The sequence below is a fragment of the Mycobacterium sp. genome (assembly GCF_035570115.1).
GTDB lineage: Bacteria > Actinomycetota > Actinomycetes > Mycobacteriales > Mycobacteriaceae > Mycobacterium.
Genome location: NZ_DATMLH010000191.1, coordinates 1 through 15,076, shown reverse-complemented (window position 1 = coordinate 15,076; position 15,076 = coordinate 1). Strand labels below are relative to the sequence as shown.

Annotated in this window: 16 protein-coding genes and 2 pseudogenes; 7 read left to right on the top strand and 11 right to left on the bottom strand. The window is 66.1% G+C overall.

The genetic code is table 11. The features are described from left to right. A pseudogene (locus tag VNW74_RS17180) lies at positions 1-333 on the bottom strand (amidohydrolase); the annotation flags it as partial. Between the two features lie 47 nt (positions 334-380). Between VNW74_RS17180 and VNW74_RS17175 the strand changes: the two are divergent. Together VNW74_RS17175 and VNW74_RS17170 are read left to right on the top strand one after the other, a co-directional pair. Continuing rightward, a complete protein-coding gene (locus VNW74_RS17175) occupies positions 381-1,295 on the top strand; it encodes an alpha/beta hydrolase (RefSeq protein WP_325678904.1) in 915 nt (304 codons plus the stop codon). Between the two features lie 50 nt (positions 1,296-1,345). Continuing rightward, entirely contained in the window at positions 1,346-2,641 is a 1,296-nt protein-coding gene (locus tag VNW74_RS17170; protein WP_325678902.1) for an MFS transporter, read from the top strand. On the opposite strand, the gene VNW74_RS17165 is transcribed toward VNW74_RS17170, so the two are convergent. Both VNW74_RS17165 and VNW74_RS17160 read right to left on the bottom strand, forming a co-directional pair. Further along, positions 2,633-3,913 (bottom strand): competence/damage-inducible protein A, encoded by a 1,281-nt coding sequence (locus VNW74_RS17165; protein WP_325678906.1) that lies wholly within the window; start codon positions 3,911-3,913, stop codon positions 2,633-2,635. The two genes, VNW74_RS17170 and VNW74_RS17165, sit on opposite strands and share 9 nt — an antisense overlap. 63 nt (positions 3,914-3,976) lie before the next feature. After that, complete coding sequence (locus VNW74_RS17160) at positions 3,977-4,294, bottom strand: MTH1187 family thiamine-binding protein (protein ID WP_325678900.1); 318 nt, start codon at positions 4,292-4,294, stop codon at positions 3,977-3,979. 39 nt (positions 4,295-4,333) lie between these two features. On the opposite strand from VNW74_RS17160, the gene dtd reads away from it, so the two are divergent. The 3 genes from dtd (at position 4,334) to VNW74_RS17145 (ending at position 6,774) form a co-directional block, all read left to right on the top strand. Beyond that, positions 4,334-4,765: a D-aminoacyl-tRNA deacylase gene (gene dtd / locus VNW74_RS17155; RefSeq protein WP_325678898.1), complete on the top strand. Its 432-nt coding sequence runs from the start codon at positions 4,334-4,336 to the stop codon at positions 4,763-4,765. 151 nt (positions 4,766-4,916) lie between these two features. Continuing rightward, complete coding sequence (locus VNW74_RS17150; RefSeq protein ID WP_325678896.1) at positions 4,917-5,867, top strand: sensor histidine kinase; 951 nt, start codon at positions 4,917-4,919, stop codon at positions 5,865-5,867. A gap of 10 nt (positions 5,868-5,877) precedes the next feature. Beyond that, positions 5,878-6,774, top strand: a complete 897-nt coding sequence (locus VNW74_RS17145; protein ID WP_325678894.1) for a class I SAM-dependent methyltransferase — start codon at positions 5,878-5,880, stop codon at positions 6,772-6,774. A gap of 10 nt (positions 6,775-6,784) precedes the next feature. Here VNW74_RS17145 and fadD1 read toward each other — a convergent pair whose 3' ends face one another. From fadD1 to VNW74_RS17110, 7 genes are read right to left on the bottom strand one after another with little or no spacing between them, the layout of a single operon-like run. Beyond that, positions 6,785-8,362 (bottom strand): fatty-acid--CoA ligase FadD1, encoded by a 1,578-nt coding sequence (gene fadD1, locus VNW74_RS17140; RefSeq protein ID WP_325678892.1) that lies wholly within the window; start codon positions 8,360-8,362, stop codon positions 6,785-6,787. Further along, positions 8,355-8,774 carry a Zn-ribbon domain-containing OB-fold protein gene (locus VNW74_RS17135; protein ID WP_325678890.1) on the bottom strand — a complete coding sequence of 140 codons (420 nt, stop codon included), beginning with the start codon at positions 8,772-8,774 and terminating at the stop codon, positions 8,355-8,357. The genes fadD1 and VNW74_RS17135 overlap by 8 nt, the downstream gene beginning before the upstream one ends. Before the next feature lie 2 nt (positions 8,775-8,776). Further along, positions 8,777-9,979 (bottom strand): thiolase family protein, encoded by a 1,203-nt coding sequence (locus tag VNW74_RS17130; protein WP_325678888.1) that lies wholly within the window; start codon positions 9,977-9,979, stop codon positions 8,777-8,779. Then, the gene (locus tag VNW74_RS17125) at positions 9,976-10,443 is read right to left on the bottom strand and encodes a MaoC/PaaZ C-terminal domain-containing protein (RefSeq protein WP_325678885.1); all 468 of its coding nucleotides are present in this window, start codon (positions 10,441-10,443) and stop codon (positions 9,976-9,978) included. The genes VNW74_RS17130 and VNW74_RS17125 overlap by 4 nt, the downstream gene beginning before the upstream one ends. Positions 10,444-10,451: 8 nt before the next feature. Further along, a complete protein-coding gene (locus VNW74_RS17120; protein ID WP_325678884.1) occupies positions 10,452-10,952 on the bottom strand; it encodes a MaoC family dehydratase in 501 nt (166 codons plus the stop codon). Next, entirely contained in the window at positions 10,949-12,076 is a 1,128-nt protein-coding gene (locus VNW74_RS17115; protein ID WP_325678882.1) for an acyl-CoA dehydrogenase family protein, read from the bottom strand. The genes VNW74_RS17120 and VNW74_RS17115 overlap by 4 nt, the downstream gene beginning before the upstream one ends. Positions 12,077-12,089: 13 nt before the next feature. After that, a complete protein-coding gene (locus VNW74_RS17110; protein ID WP_325678880.1) occupies positions 12,090-13,262 on the bottom strand; it encodes an acyl-CoA dehydrogenase family protein in 1,173 nt (390 codons plus the stop codon). A 69-nt stretch (positions 13,263-13,331) separates the two neighbouring features. Here VNW74_RS17110 and VNW74_RS17105 point away from each other — a divergent pair, with 69 nt between their 5' ends. Together VNW74_RS17105 and VNW74_RS17100 are read left to right on the top strand one after the other, a co-directional pair. After that, entirely contained in the window at positions 13,332-14,102 is a 771-nt protein-coding gene (locus tag VNW74_RS17105; RefSeq protein ID WP_325678878.1) for an HAD-IB family hydrolase, read from the top strand. Beyond that, positions 14,102-14,968, top strand: coding sequence for a TIGR03619 family F420-dependent LLM class oxidoreductase (locus VNW74_RS17100; protein ID WP_325678876.1), 867 nt, complete (start codon positions 14,102-14,104; stop codon positions 14,966-14,968). The genes VNW74_RS17105 and VNW74_RS17100 overlap by 1 nt, the downstream gene beginning before the upstream one ends. A 3-nt stretch (positions 14,969-14,971) precedes the next feature. On the opposite strand, the pseudogene VNW74_RS17095 reads toward VNW74_RS17100, so the two are convergent. Beyond that, positions 14,972-15,076, bottom strand: a pseudogene (locus VNW74_RS17095) (3-alpha-hydroxysteroid dehydrogenase); the annotation flags it as partial.

Below are 15,076 nucleotides of genomic sequence, written 5' to 3'. Positions count from 1 at the left end.
GCGCGCGAACCCGGCGGCGAATTCCGGATCCTCGAGGCTGGGCGTGCACAGCCCCATGCTGGGATACAGCACCATGGTGTCGATGTGGTCGCGGTCGGCGTCGCCGAGCACCCCCTCGACCGACCGGCAGTTGATGTCGGATGCTTTGCTGATCCCATGCTCGGGTGGGCATCCTGCGCCCGGGCCGGTGTCTTCGGGATAGTTGCGGCCCTCGATGACCAACCTGGGTCTGCCGTCGGCACTGGCCGTGACCTGTTGCGGCCACCGCTTCATGGCCTCGATCGCGAACGATGGGTTCTCGGCGACGTGTCCGTCGGCATCGATGATCTGCATGCGTCACTCCAACCGCTGCCTGGTGCGCTCTATGTAACACTGCGGTCATGGTTATCGCTATTGCTCGTCCCAAGCTGGAAGGCAACATCGCGGTCGGCGACGACCGCCAGCTCGGGTTCGCCGAGTTCGGCGACCCGCAGGGGCGCGCCATCTTCTGGCTGCACGGCACCCCCGGTGCGCGACGGCAGATCCCGACCGAGGCCCGGGTCTACGCCGAGGAGAACCACATCCGGCTGATCGGCATCGACCGGCCCGGAATCGGGGCCTCGACGCCTTACCAATACGACACCGTCGTCGCGTTCGCCGATGACTTGCGCACCGTGGCGGACACGCTCGGCATCGACAAGATGGCCGTCATCGGCCTGTCCGGTGGCGGACCGTACACCCTCGGCTGCGCGGCGGCGATTCCCGATCGCATCGTGGCGGTCGGGGTGCTCGGCGGCGTCGCGCCAACCGTCGGCACGGACGCGATCGGCGGCGGGGTGATGGCGCTCGGATCAGTGGTGGCGCCGCTGCTCGAGGTGGCCGGATTTCCGATCCGGTGGGCGGCGGTCGGTTTCATCCGTCTGCTGAAGCCGATCGCGGAGCCCGCGTTGTACCTCTACGCAAGCGTCTCCCCCGAAGGCGATCGGCGTCTGCTGGTGCGGCCGGAATTCAAGGCGATGTTTCTCGACGATCTGCTCAACGGCAGCCGCAAGCAACTGGCCGCTCCGTTCGCCGACGTCATCGTTTTCGCCCGAGACTGGGGATTCCGGCTCGAGCAGGTCAAGATCCCGGTCCGCTGGTGGCACGGCGACCACGACCACATCGTCCCGTTCGCCCACGGGCAGCACGTCGTCAGCAGGCTGCCCGACGCGGAGCTTTACACGCTGCCTGGGGAGAGCCATCTCGCCGGTCTGGGCTTTGCCGAGGAAATTCTGCACACCATGGTCGAGCTTTGGGACACCATCGAGAAGAGCTGAATTCCCGTGTGTACGCCCCGTCGTAGCCGACCGTGTGATACATGGTGCGAGTGCCCGGAAAACAGCCACTCAACAACGATCAGCGCAACTCGTTTATCGCGGCGCTGCTCGGTTGGACAATGGACGCCTTCGATTACTTCCTCGTCGTGCTGGTCTATGCCGATATCGCGAAGACTTTCCACCACACCAAAACCGAAGTGGCATTCCTGACAACTGCCACCCTGCTGATGCGGCCAGTGGGCGCATTGCTGTTCGGGCTGTGGGCCGACCGCGTTGGTCGGCGGCTACCGCTGATGGTGGACGTGGGGTTCTATTCCGTGGTCGGCTTCCTGTGCGCGTTCGCGCCGAATTTCACTGTGCTGGTGATCCTGCGACTGCTTTACGGCATCGGGATGGGCGGTGAGTGGGGCCTGGGTGCCGCGCTCGCGATGGAGAAGGTTCCAGCCGAACGACGCGGCTTCTTCTCCGGGTTGCTGCAGGAGGGCTACGCATTCGGCTATCTGCTCGCAACGTTGGCGTCGCTGTTGGTGATGGACCGGCTCGGGTTGTCATGGCGCTGGCTGTTCGGGTTGGGAATCATCCCGGCCCTGATCAGTCTGATCATCCGGTATCGGGTGAAGGAATCTGAAGTTTGGGAGGCCGAACAGGACCGAATGCGGTTGACCCGGACCAGAATCCGCGATGTGCTGCGCGACGCCGCCATCATCCGCCGGTTCATCTATCTGGTGCTGCTGATGGCCGCCTTCAACTGGATGAGCCACGGCACCCAGGATGTGTACCCGACCTTTCTGTCGGCCACGCACAACGGCGGCGCTGCGCTGTCGAGCACCACCGCCAAGTGGATCGTGGTGACCTACAACATCGGTGCCATTGTCGGCGGGCTGACCTTCGGCACCCTCTCCCAGAGATTCGGCCGCAGGTACACCGTGGTGTTCTGTGCGGTGTTGGGGCTGCCGATCGTGCCGCTCTTCGCTTACTCGCACTCCGCGGCGATGCTGTGCCTCGGTTCCTTTCTGATGCAACTCGTCGTGCAGGGCGCGTGGGGTGTCATCCCCGCGCACCTGACCGAGATGTCGCCGGATGCCATCCGCGGTTTCTACCCGGGAGTCACCTATCAGCTCGGTAATCTGCTGGCGGCGTTCAACCTGCCGATTCAAGAACGGCTGGCCGCCGCCCACGGCTATCCCTTCGCATTAGCGGCGACGATTGTGCCGGTGCTGATCGTCGTCGCCCTGCTGACGGCGGTCGGCAAGGACGCCACTGGAATCCGTTTCGGCACAACGCAAAACAGCGTCGTCGCGTCCACCGACGAGGACCCGGCGGCTAGGCTCGGCCGATCACGCTGAAGGCGTGCCGAGCAGCGCCCGGTGCAGCAGGTGCATCGCCACGGCTGTCGAGCGCTCTCGGATATCGGCGCGGTTGCCGGGCAGTCGGAGCGTTCGGGTGGACGACTCGGCGTCGGCGAGCGCCACGGTGAAGCAGACTGTGCCGACCGGCTTGTCTTCTGTTCCCCCGTCCGGTCCGGCGATCCCGGTGATCGCCACCGCGGTATCGGCGTCGAAGCGGCGCAGCGCACCCGCGGCCATCGCCTCGGCGACCGGCTCGGACACCGCGCCGTGGACTTGGATCAGCGTCGAATCCACGTCGAGCAACCCGGTTTTCGCCTCGTTGGCGTACGCCACCAGCCCGCCCGCGACATAGGCCGACGACCCTGGCCGATCGGTGAGCCGTGCCGCCAGCAGCCCGCCGGTGCAGGACTCCGCCGTCGCGATCCGGCGACCCGCAAGCAGCCGTGCCACCAGATCGTCGATCTGCGAGCCGTCTTCGGAAAAGATGTGCTGCCCGTGCCGATCGCGCAGCAATTCGACCAGTTGGCTGTATACGCCCGCGGCATCGGGTTCGTAGCGGGTGACAATCTCCAGCTCCCCGCGCCGCAGGCAGGTGGTGATCTCCAGGTCGCTGAAACCGGCGAGGCGCTGCTCGGCGTCGCGCAGCGTCTCGGCCAGGCCGGACTCCGGCAACCCGAACATCCGCACGGTGTCCTGGCGGTAGACCGTGCGGGCGGCGATGGCTTCCTGGACGGCGGGTGTCTGCACGGCGGTCGGCCACATCGGCTGCAATTCGCGGGGCGGACCCGGCAGCACGATGACGGTCGGGGTACCGGGCACGACGACACCCGGCGCGGTCCCTACCGGGTCGATCACCAGCGCCCCGGCCGGAACCATGGCCTGCTTGCGGTTGGCCGCCCGCACCGCCTCGAAATCATCGCCCCCGATACGGGCCATCAACTTCTTCAAGATCGCCGCTATCTTGTTCTCCAACTCGGCGTCCAGCACCAGCTCACGTCGGCAAAACCGCGCCACGGTCGCCACGGTCATGTCGTCGGCGGTCGGCCCCAGGCCGCCGCTGGTCACGATCAGGTCCACGCCCTCGCCGGCCAGGAAGCGCAGCTGCGCCTCGATGTCGGATGCGCGGTCGCCGCAGATGGTGATGTGGGCGAGTTCGACTCCCAACTCGAGTAGCCGGTCCGCGATCCATGGACCATTGCGGTCGGCGACCCGACCGGTCAACACCTCGGTTCCGGTAACGACAATGCCCGCGCGTGCGCTCACCGCTATGACACTAGGCGTGCAGGACGGTGTGTTTTCACACAGCGGCCGGGCCATGAGCCGCGGGGCGACTCAGGGACCGCTGCGCCGCCCGGAAAGATGACGCTCCACCGACGCGGTTTTGCCGGCCATCGCGTCGGTGACACCCGATCGCCAGTCGGCCTTGATCACCACGCTGACCCGCGATGCCCGGGCGGTTACGACCTCGACGGCGCGCTGTACGACTGCCATCACTTCGCCCCAGTCGTCGCCTTCGATCACCGTGAACATCGCATCGGTCTTGTTCGGTAACCCGGAATCCCGGACCACACGGACGGCTTCGGCAACGATCTCACCGACACTTTCGCCGACGCCTAGCGGTGTGACGGAGAACGCGACCAGCACGGACACACCACGACCCTACTCGCGGCGCATGGCAGCATCGGGCGCATGCGGGTTCTGGTGCAACGGGTCTCGTCGGCGACGGTGTCAGTCGATCGACACGTCGTCGGATCGATTCGGCCGGACCGCCAGGGGCTACTGGCATTCGTCGGGGTCACCCATGACGACGAGATCGAAAAAACCCAGCGGCTCGCCGAAAAGCTCTGGCAGCTAAGAATTCTGGACGACGATCAGTCCGCAGCCGACGTCAACGCGCCGATCATGGTGGTCAGCCAGTTCACCCTGTACGCCGACACCGCCAAGGGGCGACGACCGTCATGGAATGCCGCCGCGCCGGGGGCCGTCGCCGAGCCTCTGATAGCGGCGTTCGTACAAGCGTTGCGGCAATTGGGCGCCGACGTGCAGACCGGCACATTCGGCGCCCACATGCAGGTCGAACTGGTCAATGACGGTCCGGTGACCGTACTGCTGGAGCTGTGATTGGCGAGTTCTCGCGGCCGACGGCGGGCATTCGGTGGCCGGCGAGGACACCACGTCATCAAACTCGGCATGTTGCATCTGTGGCGCCTGGGCGTAGCGTGATTCGAAGGCGGCCGGTGGGAGCCGCCCCGGTGTTCGTGGAGCTGGTGCCGTGACGTACGCGCAGGGTGGTCACGAAACCTCTCATGGATCCTTTGTGCACCCCGCTCTTCTCTACCGCACGCAGCAGGAGTACCTCGATTGCCTGTTGCCGTTTGTCTCCGACGCCCTCGAGGCGGACCAATCAGTACTGGTCGCCGCACCGGGACCCAATCTGGCGGTGCTGGCCGACGGGTTAGGCCCACTGACCGCCCACGTGGTGATGACCGACATGACCGAGGTGGGTCGCAACCCCGGTCGCATCCTGGGCGAGGTGCTGAGCAGGTTTGTCGAGCGGCATCCAGGTGAACCGGTGCGGATGATCGGCGAACCGATCTGGCCGAGTCGATCTGAAGTCGAATACCCGGCCTGCGTGCAACACGAGGTGCTGCTCAACTGGGCATTCACCGGCCGGGACGTGACGGTGGTTTGCCCGTATCACGTCTCGCAGCTCGATCCCGAGGTCATCGCCGATGCCCGTCGCACCCATCCGGTGCTGTGGCAGAACGGGGTGCTCGAACACGACAACGCCGCATACGCCCCGGAAGCGATGCTGGCTCGCTACAACCAACCGCTGTCGAGCGACTCCTCCGCAGTCAGGTACACGGCGCGGAAGCTCGCCGATCTTGTCGGCGCGCGAGCTTTCGCCGGCGCCTACGCGGAGTGGTTCGGCTTGTCCGCGGACCAAACCGCGGATCTGCAATTGATCGCCAGTGAGCTGGCAACCGCAAGCCTGACACACGTGGGCGGGACGTGTCGGCTCGCGCTGTGGCGACACGATGGCCATGTGGTCTGCGAAGCGCGCGACGACGGCTATCTCGACGATCCGCTCGCCGGGCGTCGAACGTATGGCAACGACAGCGATCGGGGGCGCGGGCTATACGTGGTCAACGCCGTGGCAGACCTGGTGCTCACCCATACCACTGCTGAGGAGACGACGATCCACGCCTACCTTCGCTTGTGAGAGGGACTGGATGACAATTCGCTCCGACGACGACGAATGGGACATCGTCAGCGGCGTGGGCTATACCGCGCTGCTGGTAGCCGGATGGCGTGCGCTCCACGCCGCGAGCGCGCAGCCGCTGGTGCGAGACGACTACGCGAAGGATTTCATCACCGCTTCGGCCGACCCGTATCTGACCGGTCTGCTCGCCGATCCGGGAACCTCTGAGGGGGCGACGGCCTTCCCGCGGCTTTACGGGGTGCAGACGAGGTTCTTCGACGAATTTTTCTCCTCCGCCTGCGACCGCGGTATCCGCCAAGCAGTCATCGTCGCAGCCGGTCTGGATTCCCGAGCCTATCGGCTGAACTGGCCAAGTGACACAACGGTATACGAGGTAGATCAGCCAAAAGTCCTTGAGTTCAAACGCCGCGTGCTCGCCGAGCGGGCAGCCGAACCTGCCGCCCATCGTGAAGAGGTCCCGGCCGATCTCCGCGACGACTGGTCAATACCGTTGCGGGCCGCGGGGTTCGACCCGCAACGGCCCACCGCCTGGTCGGTGGAGGGGATACTGCCCTACTTGACCGGCGACGCGCAGGACACCTTGTTCACCCGCATCGGTGAGCTGTCCGCGCCGGGCAGCCGGCTTGCCATCGGTGCCCTGGGCTCATGCCTCGACCAAGACCGCCTCGCCGCTCTGGAAAAGAGCTATCCCGGTGTCAGCCTGTCCGGGGAGGTGAATTTCTCCACCCTGACCTATCGCGATGCGGAGAAAACCAAACCCGCCGAATGGCTGGCCGAACACGATTGGGCGGTCGACCCTGTCCGTACCAACCCCGAATTGCAGGCCGACTATGGCCGAACCCCGCCCGAAGTCGACCGGCAAGTCGACCAGATCATGCACTCCGAATACATCACTGCGACGCGCTGAGCCTCGCGCGCTACTCGGCCGCGACGTAGGTTGTGCCGCGGCCCACCCGCTCCCACAAGACGCCGCCGGCTGCGGTCACACCCGCGTGAATCAGTTCGCGTTTCAGGATTTTGTTGGTTGCTGTTTTCGGCAACTCCTCGTTGATCCGCACGAAGCGGGGCCATGCCTTGGCCGACAGGTCGGGTTGCGCGGCGAGGAACTTCTCGAATTCTTCTGGGGTCAAGGACTGACCCTGATCCAAAACGACGGCGGCCATCACCTGGTCGCCGACCTGTTCGTCCGGCACCCCATAAACGGCCACCTGGTTGATCGGGGCCAGCCGCTGCAGGATTCGCTCGATGGCTACCGCTGCCAGGTTCTCGCCGTCCACCCGCAGCCAATCCGCCGTTCGACCGGCCAGGTAGATCCAGCCGTCCGCGTCCCGGTACGCCAGATCGCCGGACCAGTACATGCCGTGGCGCATCCGCTCGTTGGTGGCCGTCGGATCGTTGTAATACCCCGAGAACGGGCCGCCACCTTGGGTATTCACCAGTTCCCCGACCGCCTCGTCGAAGTTGGCCAGGGCACCGTTCTCGTCGAAAACCGCTGGCGCGCATTCCGTAACGGCTTCCGGGTTGTACACCGCAACGCCCGGATATCCCTTGCCAATGGACCCGGCCGGGGTGCCGTCTTCGCGAGTGACGATGACCGCAAACTCACTCGATCCGAAGCTGTCGACGACCCGACAGCCGAATCGTCGGGTGAATTCTGCGATGTCGCGATCGGTCGCCTCGTTGCCGAACGCTACCCGCAGCGTGTTGTCGGCATCGTCGGGCTTCTCCGGCGTAGACAGCACCAAGGCCAGCGGCTTGCCGACGTAGTTCATATAGGTGATGTTGTGGCGGCGGATGTCGGCCAGAAATCGCGAGGGCGAGAACCGCGCCGGAACCATCGCCGCGCCACTTCCGATCGCGACCGCCCAGCCGGCGGCCACGCCGTTGGAATGAAACAACGGCATGGCCAAGTAGCACACGTCGCGCTCGGTGATTTCGAATTGCGCGATCAGGCTTGCGCCGCAAAGGATTGCCGCCACGTGGGCGAACCGGACCGCCTTCGGGTCGCCGGAGGTTCCCGACGTGAAGATCATCATCAAGGTATCGCTCGGCCCGACCTCGCGGTGCGGTACCAGTGGCGGTGCGGCAGCGACCGCGTCGAGGTAACGGCGCGACGACACGTCGAGCACGGTGACGTCGGCCAGATCCAGGCGAGAGAGCAGCGGCACGTGGTCGGGATCAACAAGCAGCAGTTGGCAGTCTGCGCGACGGATGTCGGCCAGCAGCCCGGCACCGCGCCTGATGGTGTTGATGCCGCACAACACGTAACCGCCCAAGGCGGCGGCGGCCATCGACCGCAGCATGGCCGCGGAATTGCCGAGCAAGGCGCCGACGTGCAGCGGACGAGTGGTGTCGGCCAACCCAATCAGCGTCGATGCCTCCGCTGCAGCCTCGGTGAGGTGCTCGCGCCAGGTCCAGGTCCGGTCGTCGTGAATGACGGCGGGTGTGTCCTCATGCATGCGGGCCCGCAGCAACTGCTGGACGGTCTCAAACATCGGTTGGCTCCGGTCGATACCGCAACAGGGTGACCCCGGTATCGGGAATGTCGCAGAACACCGGGCTCACCCGCATGCCGATCCGGACGTCGGCGGGATTGACGCCCACCAGCTCGGTGCTGAACCGGGGCCCGGCGTCCCACTGGACCACCGCGAGGATCTGCGGCACCGCATCCGCCCACGGCGGGCCGGTCGGTCGCTGCGCCACCGTGAAGGTGTACACCGCGCCGGCACCGTCGATTTCACGCCATTCGAGGTCGTCGGCCAGCGTGCCCGGAGCCAGCGTGCGCGGATAGAACACATACCGTCCCAACGACGGCGAATACTGCACGAAAATCCGGTGTTCGGTGAGCGCCTGCCAGAACGGCTCCGACACCGGCGTGGCTTCGGGAAGTGGTCGCGGCTCGGTCACGGTCAGTCGCCCCCCAGGACCAGCGCGACCTGCTCACTCATGATGCCGCCCGTGCCGCTGACGAACGCGCGGTGACAGTCGGCCACCTGCGCCTGGCCGGCCCGTCCCATCACTTGCCGCGCCGCGTCGACAACGTGATGCATGCCGCCGGCCATGCCGGCCTGCCCGAACGAAAGCTGCCCGCCCGCGGTGTTGAGTGGGAAGTCGCCGGCGAAGGTGAGGTCATGCTGATTGACCCAGGCCATGCCTTCGCCTTTGCCGCAGAACCCCGCATTCTCGAGCGTCATCAGCACGGTGATCGTGTAACAGTCATAGAGCGATGCGACATCGACGGCGTCCGGGGTGAGCCCCGCCATCGCGAAGGCCTTCTCGGCGGCACGCGATATCGGCGTCGTCATCAGGTCTTGGGCGTATGTCGCCGTCTTGAAAGCGATGTGCTCGCCGAATCCGTTGACCCACACCGGCCGATGCCGGGCGCGCCGCGCCACGTCCGCGTTGGCAACGAGAACACCCGCACCGCCTTGGACCCGCATCACCGTCTCGAGCATGTGGATCGGATCGGCGATCATCGGGCTGGTCAGCACGTCGTCGACGGTGATCGGCTTGCCGTGAAACACTGCGCCGGGATGCGCACACGCATTCGTGCGCTGGTCCACCGCGATCTTCGCCAGAGCCGCTGCGTCGTAACCGAAAACGGCCGCGTACCGCTGCGCGATTTGCGCATACGGCGCGTTCTGGCCGACGTTGCCGTACGGGATCTCGAACTCGGCCTGCGGCGACCCGTACTTGTTACTCGACGCACCATGCCAGCCCGGCGGTGACGACGGCCGGCGTGCGGACGTCGGCAACACCGAGGACCCGGGCACGACCGCGAGCACCGCGTCGCAAAGCCCGAGTTCGACAGCGACGGCGGCCCGCCACACCATCCCGGCTGCCGTGGCGCCGCCCAGGTCTACCCGTTCCCCGAAATCGACGGGCAGGCCGAGGTATTCCGACAAGGTGGCCGGGGCGAACATGTCGGATTCCGCCAAGCCGTGGCACAGCAGGCCGTTGACCACCGTGGCATCGACGCCGGCATCATCGACAACCATCTTGGCCAGCAGTGCGTACTGGTCCAGGGTGAACGAGGGCGGGCGGGTCTGCTTGCGCTCGGCAGGCAGCTCGGCGATACCGATGATGGCCGCCTCACCCCGCAGGCCCGTCACAATTGCTCTTCTTGGGGTTCTGCGCTGGGTTCTCCGCGCAATGGCAGTGCGACCGTGGCCGTCCCCGGCATCAGCACCGTGTCACCTCGCCGCCCGGCAATCTCCAGATCGACCAGCCCGGTGCTGTCAGCCAACCGCTTTCCGGTCACCACCCCGCCGAAACTCAGTTCTTCGCCGGCGAATGCGATCGCCCGGTTCTGCACGGCGTACTCAACCAACCGGCCGCGGCCGCCGATCCAGTCGGTGATCGCGCGGGCCAGCAACGCGGCCTGCAGCGGGCCCTGCACAATGACGTCTTCATAATCCTCGACCGTTCGTGCCCAGTCTTTGTCGTAGTGGATGCGGTGGCCGTTGTACGTTGCGGCGCTGAAGAAGAACAGCTGTCTCTCGTCGACCGTCACCGTCAGCGTCGGCAACGGGTCGCCGGTCTGAACGTCTTCGTAGAAAACCTGCTCGCTAACCATGGCGCTCCTCACGGCCGGGCGATCATCGATGTTGTTGCCTCGGCAAGCAATTCACCGCGTTGATTGCGGTATACCGTTCGCCAGGTCACCAGCACGAACCGGCCGGAGCGACCTTGTTTCTCCACGATCGACTCGACCGTGCGCACCATCTCGATTTCGTCGCGGTGATAAGCCGGCCCGAAGAACGTCGTGCTGTCCCCGCCCGCCATGCGCCGAGGCGCACGGGGAAACGCGAGGCTGCCCGATGCCGCTCCGGAAGAACCATCCGGCCGCAGACCGTCCAGTGCGGTGACACCCAGCACCGCGTACTGCAGGAAGAGCGGCGGACAGATGATGTCGCGGTAGCCCTGCGCGCGAGCGTATTCGGGCTCGAACCACAATGGATTGTGATCATCGACCGCCGCGGCCCAGCGTTGCCAGTCGCGGCGGTTGGCCTCGCCCGTTGCTGTTGCGGCGACGGTGCCCACTCGCGACGCCGACTTGGCGTCGATCAAACCGTCCTCGGTCATAAGACTTCCTCCTCCAGCCACGCCGCGGCCACATCCGCTCCGCCGCCCAGCGTGGACAGCACCCGGGCCCGCTCGGAGAACAAATGCAGATCGGTCTCGACCACATAGCCCATCCCGCCGTGCAACTGGTGTGCATCGAGCGTGATCAGTTTCGCCGCGGTCGCCGCATGCATCCGGGCAATCGCGGTCTGACGGGTGGCGGTGTGGCCCTTCCCGATCCAGAACACCGCCGAATGGGCGGCGAGCCGCGCCGCGGCCAGCGCGATATGCATATTCGCCACCAGATGCTGTGCGGCCTGAAAGGACGCGATCGGGCGGCCGAACTGCTCGCGCGCCATCGTGTAATCGACCGTGCGCTGCAGCACAGCCTCGCCGACACCGACGAGGTCCAGCGACAGCAACGCCACTGCGGCGTTCGCCAACCGGCGCAGGTCCTGTTCGGCTAGGCCCGCACTGTCGGCCCCGTCCAGCACCGCCGCCGGATCAATCACCTCCACATCGTCGAATCCGATCCGGAATGTGCGATGCCCGCCCATTAGTCGCAGCGGTTCGATCCACAGGCCCGCTGCGGCCAACGGCACGACGAACGCCATGACCCGCTCCCCCGACGCGGTTGCCGACACGACGAGGTGATCGGCCAGGTCGGCGTCCGCGACGAAATCGACCGCGCCGCTGAGTCGCCAGCCGCCCCAATCCTCCGAACGCACTCGCAGCGTCGGTGTGGTCACCGCGGCGTTACGTGGACTCCACAAACATGTTGTGGCACTCATATTTCCGTCGGCCAGCGCGGGCAGCCACGCCGCATGCTGGTCGGGTCCGCCGAGCAGCTGGATGGCCAGAGCGGCCTGCACCGTGCCGTGCACGATCGTCGGGCACAGGCCGCGGCCCGCCTCGAGGCAGAAGATGCCGAGGTCGGATAGCGCGCCACCGGCGCCGCCGTATTCCTGCGGAAGCAACAGGCCGAATACGCCGGCGTCCGCCAACGATTTCCACAGCCGGGTGGGCATCGACCGTGGGTCCGCGTCGCGAAGTTCGCGGACCAGGCTTATCGGGCACTCGGCGGCGAACAGCGCGGAGAGCATCGACGCCAGATCTCGCTCGTCCTGATCGGGTAGCAGTTTCACGATGTCGTCACCGTCAGCGTCCGTAGGACGGCATGCCGTGGCCACGCTGCGCGATCACGTCGCGAAGGACTTCGTTGGTGCCGCCACCGAAGCGCATCAGCGGCGATACCCGGTAGAGCCGCTCGAATTTCCCGTCCTCGGGCGCGCCCGGACTGCGGTACGCCAACAGGCCGTCGGGGCCGAGCAGGTCGATGGCCAAATCGGCGATCCGCTGGCGTAATTCGCTGCTGAACACTTTCTCGACGCTGACCTCCACGGTAGGGATCACTCCGCTGTCCAGCAGCGAGGCCGCCTGATACCCCATCAGCATGGCTGCCTCGACATCAGCTTCCGCTTGGGCGAGACGGCGGCGGAAGCCGCCGATCTGCACCGAACCGTCGCGTCGCGGCCGGCCAGCCAGCTCGGTTAGTTCGTCGAGTGCGCGGCGCAGATCTCCCGCATTGGTCAGCGCGCCTCGCTCGAGATCCAGCGCGCCGGTGATGTAGGTCCAGCCTCGATTGAGTTCCCCGATCAAGTTGCCGACGGGCACGCGTACCGCGTCGAAGAACACTTCGTTGGTGCGATACCCCGACCATGCGTAGAGCGGACGAATTTCTATGCCGGGCAGATTGGTCGGAACCATGATCACCGAGATGCCGCGGTGGCGGGCCGCGCTGGGATCGGTCCGCACACAGAGCCATTCATGCGTGGCACGGTTTGCGACGCTGTTCCAGATCTTGGATCCGGTGATGACCCACTCGTCGCCGTCTTGCACCGCCCGGGTGCGCAGACTGGCCAGATCGGTGCCCGCTTCGGGTTCGGAGTAGCCGACCGCGCAGATCAGCTCGCCGCGAGCGATCGGCGGAAGGAACTCGAGCTTGTTCTGTTCGGTGCCGTGCCGCATGATCATCGGCGCGACCGATGTCACCGTGAGGTCCGGGCCCGGGACGCCCCAATACTCGAACTCACGCATCAGCAGGTGCTGATAGATGGCGCCAAGTCCCAGACCGCCGTACTCCGACGGCCAGTTCAGCCCGAACCAGCCCCGCTCGCCGATCCTGCGCCGGAATGCCGCGACTTCCCGGTCGGGCAATTCCTGGCCGTGCTCGGCGAGTTCGGATCGCAGCGCCGGAGTGACGGTCTCAGTGAGGAACGCGCGCACCTCGGCCAGCCAGGCCTCCTGCGCTGCGTCCAGTTCGAAATCCACCATCCTTTTCCTAGCGGGTTCTTGATGCTTGCGCCCGCAATTGCGAAAACGAACCTAAAGTCTTACGACGTGCCCCTCGACGATCTGCAGTCGGTGTCGGCCGCCCTCGCGGAGATTGCCGCCAGCCCGGCGGGACCCGAAACGGGCGCGTTCTTCGACCTAGACGGCACCCTGGTCGCCGGGTTTACCGCCACCGCTCATGCCGGTGATCGGATCCGTCGCCGACAGGCCGGATTCGGGGAGGTTCTGGGTGTTGCCGAGGCGATGATGCGATACCGGTTCGGCCGCATGGAGTTCGGCCGCCTGGTCGTGCGAGGCGCCGGTTACCTGCGCGGCGAATCGCTCGCGGAGTTGGAGGCCATTGGTGAACGGCTATTCGTCGACCGGATCGCCGCGCGCGTCTTTCCGGGGATGCGATCGATCGTGCATGCGCACCAGGCCCGCGGCCACACTGTTGCACTGTGCTCCTCGGCGCTGACCATCCATGCCCGGCCCGTCGCCCGATTCCTCGGCATCGCCTACGTCTTGTGCAACCACTTCACGGTCGACGACGCCGGCCTACTGACCGGGAACATCGTCCGGCCCATCGTGTGGGGACCGACGAAAGCGGCTGCGGTGCAGAATTTTTGCATTGACAACGCGGTGCTGCTGGAGGATAGCTACTTCTACGCCGACGGCGACGAGGACGCGGCTTTGATGGCGCTGGTCGGCCACCCCCGCCCGGTCAACCCACGACCGCGCCTTGCGGCGGTGGCCGGCCAGCGCGGTTGGCCGGTGCTACGTCTCACCGGCTCGCGCGGCCGCCCACGGGTCAGGTCAATGCTCCGAAAAGGCGCCTGATGCAGTTCTGGTCTGGCACACCGTTTATGGAGACGACCGACGCGCTGGCGATCGCGCGAATGCTGGATGAGTGTGGCTACCACGGGGTGATCTGTGCCGACCACTTGATCTATCCACGCAATCTGACGTCGCCGTACCCGTCACCGGCCGGACGTCCGCCATGGCCGCCTGAGACGGCGTGGCCGGATTCGTGGATCATGATCGGTGCGATGTCGTCGGTTACCCGACAGTTGCGGTTCTCCAACGCCATCTACGTCGCCCCGTCCCGCCCGCTGGTGGAGGTTGCCAAACAGGTGGCAACCGCGTCGGTCATTTCCGGCGGTCGGGTGTCGCTGGCTGTCGGCGCCGGCTGGATGCGCGAGGAATTCGACCTGCTGGGGCAGGACTTCAGCACCCGCGGAAAGCGGCTCGACGAAATGATCCCGGCGTTGCGTGCGCTGTGGCAGGGCGGCTGGGTGTCCTGGAGTGGTCAGCATTACCAGGTACCCGAGTTGATGCTCGAGCCGCACCCAGCGACGCCGGTGCCGATCTTGTGCGGCGGCGAATCGGAGGTGGCGTTGCGCCGCGCCGCCCGGCTGTGCGACGGGTGGGTCGGCACGGCGTACGTCTGGGACGACGCGGTCCGTTACGTGCAGAAGTTGACGGCGTTGCGGCGCGAGTACGGCCGGGACGGCGAGCCGTTCGAGATCATGCTGGCGCTACTCGAGCTGCCGTCGGCCGATCTCTACCGACGGGCCGAAGACCTCGGCATCACTGCGGTGATGTGCGCCCCGTGGATGGGCGAAGACGTCGGGCCGGACGACCGCGAGGGCTGCCGCGCCGCTATCGAGCGATTCGCGCAGACCGTCATCGAGAAGTGCCGCTAGCGGCTAGAGCCGGTGGGGAACGTCGTTGATCAGGCCGCCGTCCATCACGAATTCGGCGCCGGTGGCATAAGAGGATTCGTCGCTGGCCAAGAACACCACGAAGGTGGC